General features: G+C 63.6%; 16 protein-coding genes and 1 tRNA gene. 5 read left to right on the top strand and 12 right to left on the bottom strand.

The annotated features are described in order from the left end of the window. The first annotated feature begins 72 nt into the window (after nucleotides 1–72). The 5 genes from AYX22_RS06975 (at nucleotide 73) to AYX22_RS06955 (ending at nucleotide 5,141) form a co-directional block, all read left to right on the top strand. On the top strand, nucleotides 73–1,407 hold the full coding sequence (locus tag AYX22_RS06975) for a branched-chain amino acid ABC transporter permease (RefSeq protein WP_242703555.1): 1,335 nt from the start codon (nucleotides 73–75) through the stop codon (nucleotides 1,405–1,407). Nucleotides 1,408–1,416: 9 nt separating this feature from the next. Next, nucleotides 1,417–2,385: a branched-chain amino acid ABC transporter permease gene (locus AYX22_RS06970; protein ID WP_207596786.1), complete on the top strand. Its 969-nt coding sequence runs from the start codon at nucleotides 1,417–1,419 to the stop codon at nucleotides 2,383–2,385. Continuing rightward, entirely contained in the window at nucleotides 2,382–3,374 is a 993-nt protein-coding gene (locus tag AYX22_RS06965) for an ABC transporter ATP-binding protein (protein ID WP_207596785.1), read from the top strand. Before AYX22_RS06970 ends, AYX22_RS06965 begins: the two co-directional genes overlap by 4 nt. Further along, nucleotides 3,371–4,141 carry an ABC transporter ATP-binding protein gene (locus AYX22_RS06960; RefSeq protein WP_207596784.1) on the top strand — a complete coding sequence of 257 codons (771 nt, stop codon included), beginning with the start codon at nucleotides 3,371–3,373 and terminating at the stop codon, nucleotides 4,139–4,141. Before AYX22_RS06965 ends, AYX22_RS06960 begins: the two co-directional genes overlap by 4 nt. A 142-nt stretch (nucleotides 4,142–4,283) precedes the next feature. Next, nucleotides 4,284–5,141: an aminoglycoside phosphotransferase family protein gene (locus tag AYX22_RS06955; protein ID WP_207596783.1), complete on the top strand. Its 858-nt coding sequence runs from the start codon at nucleotides 4,284–4,286 to the stop codon at nucleotides 5,139–5,141. 92 nt (nucleotides 5,142–5,233) lie between these two features. Here AYX22_RS06955 and AYX22_RS06950 read toward each other — a convergent pair whose 3' ends face one another. From AYX22_RS06950 to AYX22_RS06895, 12 genes are all read right to left on the bottom strand, one after another. Beyond that, nucleotides 5,234–6,589 carry an ABC transporter substrate-binding protein gene (locus tag AYX22_RS06950; protein WP_207596782.1) on the bottom strand — a complete coding sequence of 452 codons (1,356 nt, stop codon included), beginning with the start codon at nucleotides 6,587–6,589 and terminating at the stop codon, nucleotides 5,234–5,236. A 322-nt stretch (nucleotides 6,590–6,911) separates the two neighbouring features. Then, nucleotides 6,912–6,985: transfer RNA gene (locus AYX22_RS06945), tRNA-Leu, on the bottom strand. A 21-nt stretch (nucleotides 6,986–7,006) separates the two neighbouring features. After that, nucleotides 7,007–7,927, bottom strand: a complete 921-nt coding sequence (locus AYX22_RS06940) for an N-acetyltransferase (RefSeq protein ID WP_207596781.1) — start codon at nucleotides 7,925–7,927, stop codon at nucleotides 7,007–7,009. A gap of 121 nt (nucleotides 7,928–8,048) precedes the next feature. Then, on the bottom strand, nucleotides 8,049–9,503 hold the full coding sequence (locus AYX22_RS06935; protein WP_207596780.1) for an FAD-dependent oxidoreductase: 1,455 nt from the start codon (nucleotides 9,501–9,503) through the stop codon (nucleotides 8,049–8,051). A gap of 38 nt (nucleotides 9,504–9,541) precedes the next feature. Further along, complete coding sequence (locus AYX22_RS06930; protein WP_207596779.1) at nucleotides 9,542–10,933, bottom strand: S8 family serine peptidase; 1,392 nt, start codon at nucleotides 10,931–10,933, stop codon at nucleotides 9,542–9,544. Beyond that, nucleotides 10,930–11,886, bottom strand: coding sequence for a Ppx/GppA phosphatase family protein (locus tag AYX22_RS06925; RefSeq protein WP_207596778.1), 957 nt, complete (start codon nucleotides 11,884–11,886; stop codon nucleotides 10,930–10,932). The genes AYX22_RS06930 and AYX22_RS06925 overlap by 4 nt, the downstream gene beginning before the upstream one ends. Continuing rightward, the gene (locus tag AYX22_RS06920; RefSeq protein WP_207597505.1) at nucleotides 11,883–12,566 is read right to left on the bottom strand and encodes a DUF501 domain-containing protein; all 684 of its coding nucleotides are present in this window, start codon (nucleotides 12,564–12,566) and stop codon (nucleotides 11,883–11,885) included. Before AYX22_RS06920 ends, AYX22_RS06925 begins: the two co-directional genes overlap by 4 nt. A 68-nt stretch (nucleotides 12,567–12,634) precedes the next feature. Then, complete coding sequence (locus AYX22_RS06915) at nucleotides 12,635–13,375, bottom strand: septum formation initiator family protein (RefSeq protein ID WP_207596777.1); 741 nt, start codon at nucleotides 13,373–13,375, stop codon at nucleotides 12,635–12,637. 132 nt (nucleotides 13,376–13,507) lie between these two features. Continuing rightward, nucleotides 13,508–14,788: a phosphopyruvate hydratase gene (eno, locus tag AYX22_RS06910; RefSeq protein ID WP_207596776.1), complete on the bottom strand. Its 1,281-nt coding sequence runs from the start codon at nucleotides 14,786–14,788 to the stop codon at nucleotides 13,508–13,510. A gap of 116 nt (nucleotides 14,789–14,904) precedes the next feature. Then, entirely contained in the window at nucleotides 14,905–15,600 is a 696-nt protein-coding gene (locus tag AYX22_RS06905; RefSeq protein ID WP_207596775.1) for a MazG nucleotide pyrophosphohydrolase domain-containing protein, read from the bottom strand. Continuing rightward, nucleotides 15,578–16,720 carry an adenosine deaminase gene (locus tag AYX22_RS06900; protein WP_207596774.1) on the bottom strand — a complete coding sequence of 381 codons (1,143 nt, stop codon included), beginning with the start codon at nucleotides 16,718–16,720 and terminating at the stop codon, nucleotides 15,578–15,580. The genes AYX22_RS06905 and AYX22_RS06900 overlap by 23 nt, the downstream gene beginning before the upstream one ends. Before the next feature lie 49 nt (nucleotides 16,721–16,769). Next, nucleotides 16,770–17,453 carry a DedA family protein gene (locus AYX22_RS06895; RefSeq protein ID WP_207597504.1) on the bottom strand — a complete coding sequence of 228 codons (684 nt, stop codon included), beginning with the start codon at nucleotides 17,451–17,453 and terminating at the stop codon, nucleotides 16,770–16,772. Nucleotides 17,454–17,618 lie beyond the last annotated feature (165 nt).

Below are 17,618 nucleotides of genomic sequence, written 5' to 3'. Positions count from 1 at the left end.
CAAGCCCCATTTACCGTTCGCACCGGCTGCAATGGCGCAGCCGGGACCACCCCCACTGTGGAGGTTTCCATTTTGAGAAGCACACTGCGAGACCCGTCCATCAGACGGTCCAAGGGACTGCAGAGAGTTGTGGGGGCGCTGTTCGCAGCCCTCATCGCCGCTCTGTTGATCGCCGCCCCCTCGGCACAGGCAACCACCCCATCGCCTTCGCCGTCACCGACGACATTCCAAAACAACATCAGCGGGTTCCTCCGCGATGATGCCCGGGCCCCCATACCCGGCGTCAAAATCAAGGCCTCAGGCAACGGGTTCGAAGGTGAAGCAACCTCCGGAGCCAATGGTGCGTGGACCATCGGTGTTCCCGTCCAAGGTACCTACACCATCGAGCTGGATACCTCCACCTTGCCGGAGGGCATCGCACTGGCCGAGGGCCAGGACAATCCCCGCGATGTCACGTTCAGCCAAACATCCAACCTGTCAGTGATCTTCGCCTTCGGTGAGGGCATCGTGGTCCAACAGCAGGACTTTGGCCAGAACCTCCTCAACCGCCTGGTGGCGGGCCTGAGCTTTGGCCTCCTCCTCGCCCTCGCCTCAGTGGGCCTCTCCCTGATCTTCGGAACCACGGGCCTGACCAACTTCGCCCACGGCGAGATGGTGACCCTGGGCGCCGTCCTCGTGTTCATGTTCAACGGATTCGGACTCCCCTTCTGGCTGGCGATCCTGCTGGCACTGATAGGGGGCGGGCTCTTTGGCTACGTCCAGGACGCCGGACTCTGGCGTCCATTGCGGAAACGCGGCTCCGGCCTCGTTCCCATGATGATCGTCAGCATCGGCCTGGCATTGGCCATCCGCTACGTCATCCAGTTCTTCTTCGGTGGAGCAACCCAACAGCTGCCCGGTGCACAAAGCGCCGAAATCCAGATAGGGCCTGTGTCCATCTCTCCGAACAACCTCTGGTCACTGATTATCAGCGCTGTGGTCATCGCGTTGATTGGCATCGTCCTGCTGAAGACCCGTCTCGGCAAGGCAACCCGCGCCGTAGCGGACAATCCCGCTTTGGCAGCCGCATCCGGCATCGACGTCGACTCCGTCATCCGCATCGTCTGGATCGTCGGCGGCGTCCTCGCCTCCCTCGGTGGCATCCTGTGGGCGTACTACCGTCCCGGTGTCACCTTCGACATGGGCTCGCAGATCCTGCTTCTCATCTTCGCCGGCGTGACGCTGGGTGGTCTGGGAACCGTCTTCGGCGCTTTGATCGGCTCGATCGTCGTCGGCATCTTCGTGGAACTGACTACAGTGTTCGGCCTTCCCGCCGACCTCAAGTACGTCGGTGCACTGTTCATCATGATCGTTGTTCTTCTGTTCCGACCGCAGGGTATCCTCGGCCGGCGTGAGCGTGTGGGTTAGGAGCGGGCCATGGACTTCGGATTCATTTTCTCCAGCGCCCTTGGCGAATTATTCAGCCCGACGACGGCGGCGTACGCACTGGCCGCTTTGGGTCTTGCGGTTCACTTCGGCTACTCAGGCCTGCTGAACTTCGGCCAGGCAGGCTTTATGGCAGTTGGTGCCTACGGTTTCGCCATCTCAACCCTGAGCTTCGACGCTCCGTTCTTCCTTGCACTGATCATCTCCATTCTCTGCTCGGTGATCTTCGCCTTCGTCCTCGGTATTCCCACCCTCCGGCTACGCGCCGACTATCTGGCAATCGTCACCATCGCAGCGGCAGAAATTGTCCGTTACGTAGTCACCACCAACCAGCTCACCAGCGTTACGGGCTCCGCCAACGGCCTGGCCGCGTTTGAGAACACGTTCTACGCCATGAACCCCTTCCCCGAGGGGTCCTACATGGGCATGAACAATCGTGACTTCTTCATCCGGGTGGTCGGTTGGGGACTCGTAATCGTGTGCTGTGTGCTGGTCTGGCTCCTCATGCGCAGCCCGTGGGGCCGTGTCCTGAAGGGCATCCGCGAGGACGAGAACGCTGTCCGCTCGCTCGGTAAGAACGTCTACGCCTACAAGATGCAGGCACTGATCATCGGTGGTGTCCTGGGAGCCTTGGCGGGCATGATCTTCACACTCCCCCGCGGCGCCGTCCAGCCATCCAACTACGGCACGGAACTGACGTTCTTCCTGTGGACCTGCCTCCTCCTCGGCGGCATGGCCACTGTCCTGGGGCCGGTCATCGGAGCCATGATCTTCTGGGTTGTCCTGTCGCTGACCCAGAGCCTGCTCTACGGCCTTATCGAATCAGGGGCAGTCACGTGGCTGACCACCGTCCAGGCCGGCCAGTTGCGCTACATCCTGGTGGGTGTCGCGCTGATGCTCCTGATGATCTTCCGCCCGCAAGGCGTCTTCGGCAATAAGAAGGAGCTTGCTTTCGCATGAGTGAGACCAACGAACGCAATACCGAGAATATCGACTACATGACGGATTCGCGGCCCATCGCGGTCGGGGAGAACACCCCCGGCTGCAAGAAGCGCGATCCCATCGTGGTGGCAGAGGATGTCACCCGGTCCTTTGGCGGCATCAACGCAGTGGACGTCGAATACCTTGAGATCCCGCGCCACAAAATCACTGCTTTGATCGGCCCCAACGGCGCCGGCAAAACCACCCTGTTCAACCTGCTCACCGGCTTTGACACTCCCAATACAGGCAAGTGGCAGTTTGAGGGCAACAGCCTGGCAGGCGTTTCCTCCTACAAGGTGGCACGCATGGGCATGGTGCGCACGTTCCAGCTGACCAAGGTGATGGGCAAACTGACCGTCATGGAGAACATGCGGCTCGGCGCAGCGGACCAGCCCGGCGAACGGCTCTCCAAGGCCCTTTTCAAGGGCATGTGGGGAGGCCGCGAGAAGGAAATCACAGCCCAGGCCAACGTGCTGTTGGAGAAGTTCAAGCTGGATGCCAAGAAGGACGACTACGCTGCGTCCCTCTCGGGTGGACAGCGGAAGCTGCTGGAAATGGCACGTTCCCTGATGGTGCGGCCCAAGCTGGTGATGCTCGATGAGCCCATGGCCGGTGTGAACCCCGCTCTGACCCAGTCGCTGCTGGACCACATCAAGAACCTGAAGGCTGAAGGCATGACCGTGCTGTTCGTGGAGCACGACATGAACATGGTCCGGCATATCGCGGACTGGGTAGTGGTCATGGCGGAAGGCAAGGTGGTGGCTGAAGGCCCTCCGGGCGAAGTCATGAAGAACCCTGCCGTCATCGACGCCTACCTTGGCGCCCACCACGACGTGGACCTCGGCGATGCTGAAGGCATCAAGGTGCTCGAAGCCGAGCTTGAGGCCGATGAAGAGTCGGTGGTGGGTACTGAAGACGCCGGCATCCTGTCCGACATCGTTGAAACCAAGAAGGAGGACGGGAAATGAGCAGCCCCGCCGCAATGCCCGCCTCAGCAGCTGCTCCGGCAGGCGATTCCGTCGTCAAAGTCACCAACCTCGTAGCCGGGTACATTCCCGGCGTCAACATCCTCAACGGATGCAGCATCGAGGCACGCAAGGGTGAGTTGATCGGCATCATCGGCCCCAACGGTGCCGGCAAGTCCACCCTGCTGAAGGCCATGTTCGGGCTGGTGAAAGTCCACTCCGGCACCGTGGTGGTCCGGGGCCAGGACCTCACGGGTTTGAAAGCCAACAAGCTGGTGACCCAGGGTGTGGGCTTCGTGCCGCAGACCAACAACGTGTTCGCAGCACTGACCATCGAAGAGAACCTCCAGATGGGCATGTTCCAGCGTCCCAAGGCCTTCGCTGAGCGCTTCGACTTTGTGACCAGCCTGTTCCCGGAACTGGCTAAGCGTCGCGCCCAGCGTGCGGGGTCGCTCTCCGGTGGTGAGCGCCAGATGGTAGCCATGGGCAGGGCGCTCATGATGGATCCGGCCGTACTGCTCCTGGACGAGCCGTCAGCCGGCCTCTCCCCCGTCAAACAGGACGAAACCTTCCTCAGGGTCCACGAGATCAACCGTGCCGGCGTCTCGGTCATCATGGTTGAACAGAACGCCCGCCGATGCCTGCAGATCTGCGATCGCGGCTACGTACTGGACCAAGGCAAGGACGCGTACACGGGTACCGGCCGTGAGCTTATGAAGGACCCCAAGGTCATCCAGCTCTATCTGGGCACTCTGGCGGACGAGGTCTAACCACCTCAGCCCCACACGACGGAAGGCCCCGGGACACCACCCGGGGCCTTCCGCTGTTTGAGACACACTCCTGCCAAGGGAGCGGAAGCCGCCTGGACCCCTTCGGTCAACGCAAAATGCCACCCAATGGCATGCTGGACTGATGACGGGAACCATCACGGAACTGCAGCAAAGCCTCCTGTTGACATGGCTTGGTGGCTTCACCGTGGTTCAGGACCACTCATGGCCCCTCCAGGACACCACCGTCCTTCAGGTCGCTGCCCCGGATGGCCAGGAGTACATCGTCAAAGCCAGCACCACGAGCCACCACATCCGGCGCGAGATTGCGGCCTACTCACGGGGCCTGCCGGGGCTGCACGGCAGGGTACCCACCCTGAAGCACGCGTCGCCTGAGGCAGGCATCCTGGTCACCGGGTACTTGCCCGGGACCCTGGTAGCTGGAACCTCTTCCGAATCCGATCCCAGGACGTACCGTGAGGCCGGCATGCTGCTCTCAAGGATGCACCTGCCGGCGGGAACCTCCCGCGGTTACGCAAAGGCGCTGGCGGCCAGGACGGGCTCCCTCATTGAACGCGCGCACTCTCTCCTGCCCGAGGAGACGCAAAGAAGACTACAAGAGGTCCTTGAGTCGTTGGAGCCGGGTCCTGCCACGCTTGTGACAACCCATGGCGATTACCAGCCCAGGAATTGGCTGGACGACGACGGAGTGATCAAGGTGATCGATTTTGGCCGTGCCGAGCTTCGCCCGTGGGTTCATGACCTGGTCCGGCTCAGCCACCAGCAGCTGCTCGCTCAGCCAACGCTCGCCGCGGCCTTCCACGAGGGCTTGGGCAGGGTTGTCACCAGCGAGGAGGACCACCACCTGTGGACCCTGGAAAACCTGAACCAGTCGGTGGGCACGGTGGTCTGGGCACACCACGTGGGAGACGCCGTCTTTGAGCGTCAGGGCGTGGAAATGGTGACCCGGGTCCTTGATGGGTTTCTCCCCCGCAGCGGGTAGCGACACCACAGAACGCAGCCCAGCACAGAACAGGCCCCCTTCCAGATGAGGAAGGGGGCCTGTGAGTGACTGCGGTTTGGACCGGCTGCGGCTTAGAGCTTGCCGAACTCTTCGCGGACCGGCTTGTAGGTGTTGTCATCCTGGTATTCGTAGATACCGATGTACGCCTCGGTGGGGTCACCAGCGTCGGAGAACGTGACCGGACCGGACTGGCCGTCGTAGTCGATGTCCTTGCCGTCGCGGAGCAACGTGACACATGCTGCGAAGGTGGTGCACTTCTCGCCGCCTTCAGAGACTTCCTTCAGCTTGGCTGCGATGTCCGTGCCCTTGGTGCTCTTGGCGGCCTCGGAGGCCAAAGAGATCAGGTTCACGGCGTCGTAGGACTCGCCTGCGTAGCTGTAATCCTTCAGGGCGGGATCGATGGCGAGGAGCTTCTTCTTGAAGTCGTCCTTGGCGAACGTACCGGGAATGGTTCCCTGTGCGCCCTTCATGGTGCCGGCCTGGAAGTCCTTGCTGTAATCGGAGGTGTTGCCATCAACCATGAACAGCTGCGTGGGCTTGATGCCCTTGCCCGTGATCAGGGGGACGATGCTCTTGGCTTGGTCGAAGGTGATCAGGGCGATCGCATCCGGCTTGGCGGCGAGGACCTTGTCCACCTGGCTGCTGAACTGGGAGTCACCCTCGTTGAAGAGTTCCTCAGCAACAACCTTGCCACCGGCGGCCTCGAAGGCTTCCTTGACGTTCTTCTGGAGACCGGTTCCGTAAGCGTCGTTCAGAACGATCATGCCAACGGTTTGCGCTCCACAGGTAGCCATGTAGTTGCCCAGGACCTTGCCCTGCAGGACGTCGGACGGTGCAGTTCGCCAGTAGAGGCCCTTGTCGTCCCATGTGGTGAAGTCAGGCGAGGTGTTGGCGGGCGAGAAGTGGATGACACCGGCGCCCGTGATCTGGTTGATGACCGTCTTGGAAACGCCCGAAGATGCAGCACCGATGACGGCGCTCACGCCCTGGCCCAGGAGGGCGGTGGTGGACTGGGTGGCGATGTCCGTCTTGGTATCACCGGAGTCGCGGTGGACCACGGAGACAGGTGCGCCGAGTACGCCACCGGCGTCGTTGACTTCCTTGATGCCGAGGTTGACACCGGCAATTTCGGGCGGGCCGAGGAACGCCAGCGACCCCGTCGTCGGCAGGAGCGATCCAAGTTTCAGTGGTGCGTCTGTGGTGGTGGTCGAGGGAGGTACTGGTCCCGTGTTGGTGGCAGCCTGGCTGTTGCCGGCTCCCGCCCCGCCGCTGGGAGCCGGGCAGGAAATGCCTGCCGCCGCGGCGGAAGAAGACCCGGTCTGGGTAGGAGTCGAAGACCCACCACAGGCCGTGGCCAAGAGAGCGACCCCAATGCCAAGCGCTGTTAGCTTGGCGGCTCGGGGCGCCGCTGGGGAAAGATCAAACATGCGTTGTCTCCTCGATCGAAAGGTGCGAACTGCCTTTGATGCGATTACTCAGGTGTTCCTGATTAAGACTCAAACTAATGCAATTGGGCGGCGAACATAAGTGATTCAGGTCACATCCCTATAACACTCGTTGCCTGTGGGGAATCTACGAGCGGGCTGGGAATTTCCGCGGAGGACCCTTGGGAGCAGGGTGGAAGCGATGTGGGCGGATAAGCCAGGTTCAGACAGACCAGCAAGCCCCTCGTGGACGGCCTAGCCCGGGCCAAGGAAAAAGACCCCCGAATCCCTTTGTTCGCAAGGGTTTCGGGAGTCTTTCTGCTTGTGCCCCAGGTGGGACTCGAACCCACAACACGCGGATTTTAAGTCCGCTGCCTCTGCCAATTGGGCTACTGGGGCGCCCGCACCATGGTATCCCAGCTACAGCCTGCTGAATGGCCCGGCGTAGCGGAAGGTGCCACGGACGTCGTCGGGCCATGCGGGAAGCGTCAACAACTGGAAGTGATCGCCCCACATCGCCTCCGGCGGTTGCACACCCACAGAGGCTGCCGGCACGTAACCGAAGCGCATGTAGTACAGGGGGCTGCCGAGCAAGGCAATGCCGGGCTCCCCTGCGGCTGTGGCACGGGCCGTCGTCTCCCGCATCAAGGCTGAACCTACCCCGCGCTTCTGAAAGGCGGGAAGCACGCCGATCGGACCCAGCCCCAGCAGTTCCAAGTCCCCGATCCAGCCCCTCGTGCTGATGGCATGCCCCACAATCTCCCCACCCATCTCGGCGACGATACTGAACTCCGGAAGGTACTCAGGGCACTCAAATAGCTTGCGCAGCAGCCCTGCTTCAATCGGCACGCCGTCCACGGGTTCACCGGTTACCGGCGAGACGGAGAAGGCCTGGGCAGTCAGTTCCAGAATCTCGGCGCGGTCCTCGGGACGCTCACTTCGGAGCACGAGACCTTTTCCCAAAAGCCGGAGCACATCCATGGCCCGGCCCGCGTCGGCCGAAGGCACCAGGAGGTGGTCGTGGTGGAAACCCGCCAGGACGTTGCAGCTGATTCCCGCGTGGGTCAGGGCGGCGCTCACGGCGGCCGTGAGGCCCACCGCTTCGAGTGCCGAGTGGACCTGGAGCGTGATCCACGAGGCCACGAAGTCGTAGCTCAGACCCAGCGCATCAGCCTCGTCCCGGCGGAGGACAACCGTAAGGCCCTCGGCCTCGCGCACAGCCGCCTCGATCCCGCCCTTCAGCGGCCTGCCATGTGGCCACAGGGCGTAGACGTAGTCGCCATCGCGGGCTACGGGGTGGAGGGATTGCAGGAGTGTCTTCAGATCGGTTTCACCGGACATGGCAACAGTCTAGGGGCGCAGCAACCCGCCACCGCCGTGGGCACACCTGCTTAAACGCCGACGGCGGCCACTCCCCGAAAGGGAGCGGCCGCCGTCGTGCGTTGACTGCGCCGTGCGTTGACTACTTGGCGGCGGCAGTGACCGGAGTCTTGGCTTCCTCAGCCGCAGGCTTGGCCTCTACAGGTGCCGGAGCGGCAGCGGGCTTGGGAGCGGGCGTTGCAGCGGCCACGAAGGCACCGCGCGGGTTGTCGAGGTCCATCAGCTGCGTGGTATCGCGGCCGGCGAAGAAGGCCAGGATCCAGCCGAAGATCACACGGAACTTGCGCTCAACCGTGGGCATGGCCATGCCGTGGTAACCACGGTGTGCCAGCCAGGCGAGGCCGCCCTTGAGACCGATGCGACCGAGCAGGTTGATATTGGCAACACCCTTCCACTCGCCGAAGCCGGCCACAGCGCCAAGGTTCTTGTGCTTGTAGTCGTGCAGCGGCTTGTCCCAGCGGGAAGCCCACAGGTTCTTGGCGAGCTTCTTGGCCTGGCGAAGAGCGTGCTGGGCGTTGGGGACGCAAGTGCCGTCCGGCAGGCCCTTGCCCGTGAGGTCCGGAACAGCGGCGATGTCGCCGGCGGCCCAGGCGTTCTCCACGATGCCCTCGTCGCCTGCGATGCGCAGGTCCGGGAGGACGCGGACACGGCCACGGGGTTCCAGCGGGAAGTCGGTGGAGCGGATCATCGGGTTGGCCTGCACGCCGGCAGCCCATACCAGGGTGTCTGCTTCAACTTCCTGGGCCGGGGTCTTGTCCGGGAGGTTGATCAGCTTGAGGTTGCCCTCGGCGCTGTCAAGGGAAGTGTTGAGGAGTACTTCGATGCCACGGCTGCGGAGGTGCTCCACAACCCACTCGGCCTGCGAGGCAGTGACCTCGGGCATGATGCGGCCCATGGCTTCGACCAGGATGAAACGGATTTCTTCCTGGCGGATGCGCGGGTTGTTGCGCACTGCGGCGCGGGCGAGGTCTTCCATTTCGGTGAGGCACTCGATGCCGGCGAAGCCGCCACCCACCACGACGAAGGTCAGTGCCTTGGCGCGCTCTGCGGGGTCGGTCATGGTGGAAGCGGCTTCAATGCGCTCCAGGACCTTGTTGCGCAGTGCAACGGCTTCCTCGATGGTCTTCAGGCCAATGCCCTTGTCCGCGAGGCCCTTGATGGGGAAGGTCCGGGTAATGGCGCCTGCTGCGATGACGACATCGAAGTACGGGATTTCGAAGTTGTCGCCGCCATCGGACGGGGCGATGACCGCGGTCCGGTTGGCGTGGTCGATGCTGGTGACGCGGCCCTGGATGAGCTCAGTCTGCTTCAGGTGCTGACGGTGGGAGACGACGGCGTGGCGTGCCTCGATGTTGCCACCTGCTACTTCCGGGAGGAAGGGCTGGTAGGTCATGTACGGCAGTGGATCAACGACGGTGACGATGCCGCCCGCGTTCGCGATCTTCTTCTGCAGTTTGAGGGCTACGTACAGGCCGACGTAGCCGCCGCCGACGACGAGAACCCGGGGACGGTCAATGAGCTCTGGGGTGGTTGCCATGAGTCCAGAGTACAGTACTTTGTGAAAATCTTCACTAACTACGTCCGGGCGGGTGGATCCACTTTCAGAAGCGCGCCCGTTTCGGCCTCCTCGGCCACCGCTGGAGCGTTTTTGGCGACCCTCCTCAATTGGATCGCGGCCCCCGTCACCAGGGCAAGGAACAAGGCTCCAAATCCAAGCACGACGGCGGCCGGCAGGGCGTCGTCGACGGTCGCCGGCGTCTTCGCGGCCGGAACGGTCGGATCGGCGAGCGTGGGTGCTGCGCTGGTGGGGCTCGCCACGGGAGCCTGCGACGGCTCGCTGAAATCTCCCCGGCGGTGGACCCGGATCCAGTCAGCGATGGAACCCAACGGGTTGCTGCTGGTGGCAGCCACCTCATCCTTCAGTGCCGCCTCGGCGTTAAGGATGCCGTAACCGTAGAGGGGGTCCTTGCCCGGAGCTCCCGCGTCCTTGGCCGTGCTCACAATTCTGTTGATGACCTGATTGGCACTCATCTCCGGCCATTTGGAACGGATCAGGGCGGCCACACCGGAAACGATCGGGGCAGCACCGGACGTTCCCGCCCATTCGGCGTATCCACCGCCGGGGATGCCGCCTACCAGCTTCTCGGCCGGTGCGGCGACGCCGATGCTGATGCCCTGGGATGAGGAGTCGACGCTCGCGCGCCCCTCACCGTCGAGTCCGGCGACAGTCAGGACACCGGGAATGGTTGCCGGGGCTCCGACCTGGACGTTGCCGCCCACGCGGTTCCCGGCGGCCGCGACGATCACCACATCCTTCTGCTCTGCATAAAGGAAGGCCGCGTCCCAACTCTGGGGCCAGTCCGGCGAGGTACTGCCCAAGGAGATGTTGATGACCTTGGCGCCGTTGTCCACGGCCCAGCGCACGGCGTCCGGAATCTGCTCCTGGTCCGTTTTGCCACCCGGGTTGGGTGATCCGAGCCAGGTGGAGACGGCCAGGATTTGCGCTTCAGGAGCGACACCGATGATCCCATCCGGTCCCCCGGCAGGAGGGACCGTGGGTGGCACTGGAGGCGGCGCGGACCCCGTTGGTGAAGGCGAGGCCGTGGGTGTGGTGTGGCCGCGCCCGGCGAGCATCGTGGCAACCAAGGTTCCGTGCTCGGTCTTGGCACCAATACTCTTTTGCCCGTTGGGTGCTCCCGCGCCCGATACGTCCGTCCCGCCCACCACTACGCCTTTGAGGTCCGGGTGGTTGCCATCAATGCCGCTGTCGATGATCGCAACCTTCACTCCGGCACCCTTGGAAACCTGCCAGGCGTTGGTGACACCCGAATCCTTGAGCCAGAACTCTTTGTCGCGCCACGCGTCTGCGGTGGCGGCAGGGGCCGTCAACAGCGCACCCGCCAACGCCCCGCCTGCCAAGACCGTGGCAAGGGCAGCGGAGAGGGTCCGGTGAAAACGCAACGTCATGCGGCGTCCCGGATGCTGAGGGCGATGCCGTCCAGGATGTCGTGCTCGCTGGAGACGGCCGCAGCAATCCTGCCACTGCTGACACTGGCCAGGCGGGCAAGGATCCGGCGCCACACCAAGGCGCCGGCGCCGATGACGTCCACGCGGCCCGGATGCATGTACGGAAGCGCTGCGCGCTCGTCCCGCGTCATTTCCAGCAGGTTGGTGCACGCGTCGGTGATGGTTTCGAGATCCAGTGACGCACCATGGATCCGGTCCGGCTGGTATTCGTCCAGGCCCAACGCGTGGGCGGTGATGGTGGTGATTGAACCGGCAACGCCCACTACGGCCGTGGCGCGGTCAAGCGGTACCGTCTGCGCAGCAAGATCAAGTGCGGCATCGACGTCGGCCTCTGCTGCCGCGATTTGCGCCGCGGTGGGCGGATCGCTGCGAAGGTGACGTTCGGTGAGCCGCACGCACCCGATGTCCACGGAGCGTGCCGCGATGACGCCAGTGGAGTCGCCCAGGACGAACTCAGTGCTGCCGCCACCGAGGTCCACCACCAGGATGGGGTCCTCCCCCGTGGCCGGCAGGACACTGCTGGCGCCGGCGAAGGAAAGCGCCGCTTCCTCGTCCCCGGAAATGACCTCGGGCTCCACACCCAGGAGATCCCGGATGCCGTCCACGAAAACCTGCCGGTTGCGGGCGTCACGGGTGGCGGACGTAGCGGCGAAACGGACGTGCCCGGCGCCGTGCGCCTTGATCAGTTCGGCGTAGTCACGTGTTGCTGCAAACGTGCGTTCCAGCGCCTCGGGTGCAAGCTCGCCGGTGGCATCGACACCCTGGCCGAGCCGAACCACGCGCATCTCACGCACGACGTCGGCCAGCGGGCCCGGCGCGCCGTCTGCTGAAGCATCCGCGATGAGGAGGCGGATGGAGTTGGTTCCACAGTCGATCGCTGCAACGCGGCTCATGCAGTGCCTTCCTGGTGGCCCGGAGTGTCCGTCTTCGGTGTACGAACCGGCGCTGGACGCCCCACGATGTCCGGCAGCCCCTGCGGTCCGTGCCGGCTCAGGTCCCGGGACGGTGCCTCACCGGCAGTGTCCCACGCACCATCGCAGTAACAACGGTCCTTGGTCCACCACTCCGTGATGGCGCCCAGTGCTTCGTCTCCCAGCGGGTTGACTCCCGGCCCAGCAGCCAGGGAATGCCCAACCAGGACGTGGAGGCACTTCACCCTGGTGGGCATGCCACCGGCGGAGATGCCGTCGATTTCGGGGACAGCGCCGGTTCCGGAGCGGCCGGCGATGTCATCGCGGGCCTGGAGGTAGGCCTCGTGGGCGCTGCGGTAGGCGCCCGCCAGGTCCTGGTCGGCCGTGAGGCGATGATTCATCTCGTTCATGAGGCCGCCCGCTTCCAACCGCGACACCGCGGAGGTAATGACGGGGTGGGTCAGGTAGAACGTGGTGGGGAACGGTGTTCCGTTGCTGAGCCGCGGTGCGGTAGCGGCCACCAGTGGATTGCCGCAGACGCACCGCGCAGGGATCTCAACGACATCCCGTACCGGCCTGCCGAGCTGGCGGCTGAGGACCTCAAGATCATGTGCTGATGGCTGGCGGGATTCCTGCGGCACGGCTGCCGTGTTCTCTTCCACTTGCGCTGCCACCCTTCCTGCCCTTGTTGCCGTGTCCACTGCGGACACGACGGCGGTGGGCACCGCGTCTAGTCAGTTGCCGATCGTCTGATTGACTCCCAGAGGGCATCCACCCAGGGCAGATTTTCCGGGTTTGCAGACGATCCGGAGCCGGTGCGGCCACCCGGCGTGCCGGCGGCTTCTTCTCCCCCAAACACCCAGTAACCTGTTTCACCCGGCATAACCATGTTAATGCGGTCGCGGGCCTGTTGTTTCACGTAGTTGGGGTCCTGCCACCGGGAAAGCTGTTTGTTGAGCTCGGCCTGCTCTGCTTTCCGTCCTGCAATTTCGGCTTCCAGCGCCGAAATTTCGGCGCGCTTTTCCAGGAAAATCTTCACCGTGGGGGCCAGCATAATGGTGATCGCAATCATGACCACTGCCAGCGCCAGCATCCTGCCGGAAAACGCCTTGGCCGGCACTGGATCCAGATCATGGTCAGATGTGGCCTTGGTGCCCGGCTTGCCGGATGCCTTGTCCGTAGGCTTTTGTTGGCCCACGGATGGCTTCTTGCCGGCGGGTGCTTTGGTGCCGCCTGCCGGCGTCGGGGTTTTGGCAGTTATCCGGGGTCCGCCAAACTCTGCTTTGATGACATCGCCGCTACTGGAACCGGAACCTTTTGTCCCTGCACCCTCAGTGCTCTTGGCGGCAGTTCGCGGACTGGCGCCGGTGGCCCGGGTTTCGCTGGCGGGACGGCCCGCGCCGGAGGAACGGCCTGCACTGGAGGGGCCCAGTGCGTCGGCCCTGGGTACCTTTGGACGACGGGTGGCCATGACACTCCTGTAATGCCCGGTGCTTGCCTGGCGGGTTGCTGCGCTTGCTGTTGTTGACCTGGCCCGCGTTAAACAGAACCGGCGGCCATGGTCTTTCCACCATAGCCACCGGTTACGTGTTTTCGCTGAAGGCTAGCCCTTGAAACGCGGGAACGCGCTGCGGCCGGCGTAACGTGCGGCGTCGTCGAGTTCTTCTTCGATGCGCAGCAGCTGGTTGTACTTTGCGACGCGCTCGGAGCGGGCCGGGGCACCGGTCTTGATCTGGCCCGCGTTGGTGGCAACGGCGATGTCAGCAATGGTGGTGTCCTCGGTTTCGCCGGAGCGGTGCGAGGTGATGGTGGTGTAGCCGGAGCGCTGGGCCAGGGAAACGGCGTCCAGGGTCTCGGTCAGGGAACCGATCTGGTTGACCTTGACCAGGAGGGAGTTGGCCGTTGCAGAATCGATGCCCTGCTGCAGGCGGACCGGGTTGGTGACGAAGAGGTCGTCGCCCACCAGCTGGACCTTGTCACCGATGGTATCGGTGAGGGTCTTCCAGCCTTCCCAGTCGTTCTCGTCCAGCGGGTCCTCGATGGAAACCAGCGGGTAGTCGGCAACGAGCTCAGCGTAGTACGCGCTCATCTCGGTAGCGGAAAGTGCCTTGCCTTCGAACTGGTAGGCACCGTCCTTGAAGAACTCGGAGGATGCAACGTCCAGTGCCAGGGCGATGTCCGTGCCTGGGGTGTAGCCGGCGTTCTTGATGGCTTCCTGGATCAGATCGAGTGCAGCGCGGTTGGACGGCAGGTTGGGGGCGAAGCCACCCTCGTCGCCGAGGCCCGTGGAGAGGCCCTTTTCCTGGAGGACAGCCTTGAGGTTGTGGTAGACCTCAACACCCCAGCGCAGGCCCTCGGAGAAGGTCTCGGCACCGATCGGGGCGATCATGAATTCCTGGATGTCCACGTCGGAGTCCGCGTGCGAGCCACCGTTGAGGATGTTCATCAGCGGAACCGGCAGGACGTGGGCGTTCGGGCCGCCCAGGTACTTGTACAGCGGCAGGTCAGCCGAAGCTGCTGCAGCGTTGGCGACGGCCAGGGAAACACCCAGGATGGCGTTGGCGCCGAGCTTGCCCTTGTTGGGCGTGCCGTCCAGGTCGATCATGGCCTGGTCGATGCTGCGCTGGTCAGTGGCGTCGAAACCAATCAGGGCCGGGGAGATCTCGTCGATGACGGCGTCAACGGCCTTCTGGACACCCTTGCCGAGGTAACGGCCTTTGTCACCGTCGCGAAGCTCAACGGCCTCGTGCTCGCCGGTGGAAGCACCGGAGGGAACTGCTGCACGGCCGATCTGGCCGTCGGAGAGCAGGACCTCAACTTCTACGGTCGGGTTTCCGCGGGAATCAAGGATCTCGCGTGCGTGGATGGCATCGATAAGCGCCATGGATGTGCTCCTTATGGGCAAATTACAGGAATGAGGAGGGAAATTCTCAACGTCCTCGTCGCTACTAGCGTAGTCCAGAGTGGCTTAGGTTACGGAACAACTTCCAAAGACCCACGTCATGAAGGCTGGGACTGGCTGTTCTGAAACGATCGAACAGCGGAACGGAGGGCCCGTTCGGCGTCGAGTCCTTGCTCCCGGGCACCGGCCACGACAGTCAGCAGCAGCTCACCGAGCTCCTCTTCCGAGGCCGGGATGACGGGAAGCCCGACGGCGGCCACGGGGCCTTGCGCGTCGACCTTCACCCCTGCGCGGGCTGCCCTATCCAGGGACTTCTGTGCTGCTGCCAACGCAGGAAGGTGCGGCGGGATGCCCTCAAAGGGATCCTTCCGTTCCGGCTTCTCGGCACGTTTGGCGGCGTCCCACTTGACGATGATTTCTTCGACGCTGGCCGGGAAACTCTCCCGCAGGGAACCATCGGCCTTGAAGACGTGCTGGTTCCGCCGGACCATCTTGGCGTTGATGCTGCGCACCACGTCCGCGAAATCGAAGCTGCCGCGCTCCTCGGCGAGCCGGGCGTGGAGTACTACCTGAAGCAGTACATCGCCCAGCTCGCCCAGGAGCTCGCTGTCCCTTTCCGGGGAGTCGCCGGCTTCGATCGAATCCACCACTTCGTAGGCTTCCTCGATCAGGTATTCCACCAGCGATTCGTGCGTCAGCGCACCCATCCAAGGACAGTGCTCACGCAGCGCGGCGATCGTCCCAATGAGCTCCGTGAGTCCGTCGGCGTTGTTAGCCGAGGTTGGCGTAGGCATCGTTGATGTACTCAACCAAGGCTTCGCGTTCGTCCAGCGGCAGGAAGGCTGCCTCGGCGGCGTTGAGCGTCAGTTCAAGGAGGTCATCGAGGTCGTAGTCAAAGGTTTCCACCAGCAGTTCGAACTCGTCCGTCAGGGTGACGCCACTCATGAGTCGGTTGTCCGTGTTGATGGTGACGTTGAAGCCGAGCTGGAACAGCATGTCCACGGGGTGGCTCTCGATGCCATCGCCAAAGCCGGAAACCGCACCGGTCTGAAGGTTGGAGGAAGGGCAGATTTCCAGGGCGATGCCGCGGTCGCGGACCCAGGCCGCCACGCTGCCGATGGTCACCATGCCGACGGTGTCCTCGCCGTCGTCGTCGGAGTTGTCCTCAAACTCCACCGAAATGTCCTCGGCGATCCGGACGCCGTGGCCCAGGCGCAGGGCACGGCCATCGACCAGGGCTGACTGGATGCTCTCCAGGCCCGCTGCTTCACCGGCGTGGACGGTGGCCGGGAAGTTGTTTTCGGCAAGGTACGTGAAGGCGTCCTTGAAACGGGACGGGAGGAAACCGTCTTCGGCGCCGGCAATGTCAAAGCCCACAGCGCCATTGGCACGGTGGCGGACAGCGAGCTCTGCGATCTCCTGGCCACGATCGGCGTGGCGCATTGCGGTGATGAGCTGGCCCACCTGGATCTGCTGGCCGCGCTCGTCAGCAGCATCAACACCGGCTTCAAGGCCGGTCTGGACGGCTTCAACAACCTCGTCCAGGGTGAGGCCCTTCTGCAGGTGCTGTTCCGGTGCCCAGCGGACTTCGCCGTAGACCACGCCGTCCTCGGCGAGGTCTTCCACGAACTCCTTGGCCACCCTGAAGAGGCCTTCCTTGGTCTGCATGACAGCAATGGTGTGGTCGAAAGTTTCGAGGTAGCGGACCAGTGAGCCGGAGTCGGCTGATTCGCGGAACCATTCACCCAGCGCAACGGGGTCGGTGGACGGCAGCGTGTGGCCGACCGCCTCAGCGAGCTCGATGATGGTGGCGGGGCGGAGGCCTCCGTCCAGGTGGTCGTGGAGGGAAACCTTGGGGAGGCTCTTCAGATCGAAGTCAAGGGCAGGGGCGGCGTCAAGTATGGGCTCAGTCACGTACTAAGACTAATCCCCACAGCCGCTCTGGCTGGTACTGCCGGTCGCCTTAGCTGGCGGGCTTGGAGAGGTCGACGCCGGCGATCGCCTTTTCCGCGGGATCGACAGCTGTCACTTCGGTGCTGGCAGCAGCCTCCCTGGCGAGGTCCTTCTTCTCCAGGTATTTGTGCCACCAACGGAGGGCGTGATCCACCACAATGCCCAGGACCACGGCGAAGGCAACCGCGATGCCGACTCCCAGGAGCGGGTTGTGGTGCACCCACTGGCCCGCGAGGAGGCCGATACCTATGGAGTAACCTACCCAGGTGATGCACGCGAAGGCGTCCAACCAGAAGAAAGTCCGGTGGCGGAAGCCGGTTTGTCCGGCCACGTAGTTCACCGCTACGCGGCCCCAGGGAATGTAGCGGGCCGTGAAGATGAGGACCGCGCCGCGCTTATCCAGCTCATACTGCGCCCAGGCGAACATCTTCTGGACCTTGGGCCGGCGCATCCACTTCCAGCGGGTGAGGCCGATCTTCCGGCCCAGCAAGTAGGCCATGTTGTCGCCTGCCATGGCACCTACCAGTGCGGTGGCTCCCAGGATCCACAGGTTGGGCTCTCCGCTGTGAAGGGACAGCGCCGAGAGGCCAACGATGGCTGTTTCGCTGGGAAGGATGGTGGCAAATCCGTCAATGAAGAAGAAGACCAGCAGGACCGGGTATATCCAGGGCTGCCCGGCTGCATGCTCGAGCATTTGGTTCAAAAACTCCACGCGGCGGTAGCTCCTAGACGAATATGACTTGACGGTGTGACGGAAGTCGCTCTAGTGTCCCACGGCCGGGACGTCGTTCGCTACGTCCCAGCCTTGGGATCACACGCTTAACGCTATAGGGGCTGATAAGGTGCCGTCGTCAACCGC

The organism is Arthrobacter sp. D5-1 (assembly GCF_017357425.1).
GTDB lineage: Bacteria > Actinomycetota > Actinomycetes > Actinomycetales > Micrococcaceae > Arthrobacter.
The sequence above is the reverse complement of the archived record's forward strand: the minus strand, read 5'-3'. Positions and strand labels throughout refer to the sequence as shown.

Excerpts from the sequence above, each read along its gene's own strand:
- AYX22_RS06970 (WP_207596786.1), top strand. The coding sequence starts at position 1,417 with ATGGACTTCGGATTCATTTTCTCCAGCGCCCTTGGCGAATTATTCAGC.
- AYX22_RS06965 (WP_207596785.1), top strand. The coding sequence starts at position 2,382 with ATGAGTGAGACCAACGAACGCAATACCGAGAATATCGACTACATGACG.
- AYX22_RS06960 (WP_207596784.1), top strand. The coding sequence starts at position 3,371 with ATGAGCAGCCCCGCCGCAATGCCCGCCTCAGCAGCTGCTCCGGCAGGC.
- AYX22_RS06955 (WP_207596783.1), top strand. The coding sequence starts at position 4,284 with ATGACGGGAACCATCACGGAACTGCAGCAAAGCCTCCTGTTGACATGG.
- AYX22_RS06950 (WP_207596782.1), bottom strand. The coding sequence starts at position 6,589 with ATGTTTGATCTTTCCCCAGCGGCGCCCCGAGCCGCCAAGCTAACAGCG.
- AYX22_RS06940 (WP_207596781.1), bottom strand. The coding sequence starts at position 7,927 with ATGTCCGGTGAAACCGATCTGAAGACACTCCTGCAATCCCTCCACCCC.
- AYX22_RS06935 (WP_207596780.1), bottom strand. The coding sequence starts at position 9,503 with ATGGCAACCACCCCAGAGCTCATTGACCGTCCCCGGGTTCTCGTCGTC.
- AYX22_RS06930 (WP_207596779.1), bottom strand. The coding sequence starts at position 10,933 with ATGACGTTGCGTTTTCACCGGACCCTCTCCGCTGCCCTTGCCACGGTC.
- AYX22_RS06925 (WP_207596778.1), bottom strand. The coding sequence starts at position 11,886 with ATGAGCCGCGTTGCAGCGATCGACTGTGGAACCAACTCCATCCGCCTC.
- AYX22_RS06915 (WP_207596777.1), bottom strand. The coding sequence starts at position 13,375 with ATGGCCACCCGTCGTCCAAAGGTACCCAGGGCCGACGCACTGGGCCCC.
- eno (WP_207596776.1), bottom strand. The coding sequence starts at position 14,788 with ATGGCGCTTATCGATGCCATCCACGCACGCGAGATCCTTGATTCCCGC.
- AYX22_RS06905 (WP_207596775.1), bottom strand. The coding sequence starts at position 15,600 with ATGCCTACGCCAACCTCGGCTAACAACGCCGACGGACTCACGGAGCTC.
- AYX22_RS06895 (WP_207597504.1), bottom strand. The coding sequence starts at position 17,453 with ATGCTCGAGCATGCAGCCGGGCAGCCCTGGATATACCCGGTCCTGCTG.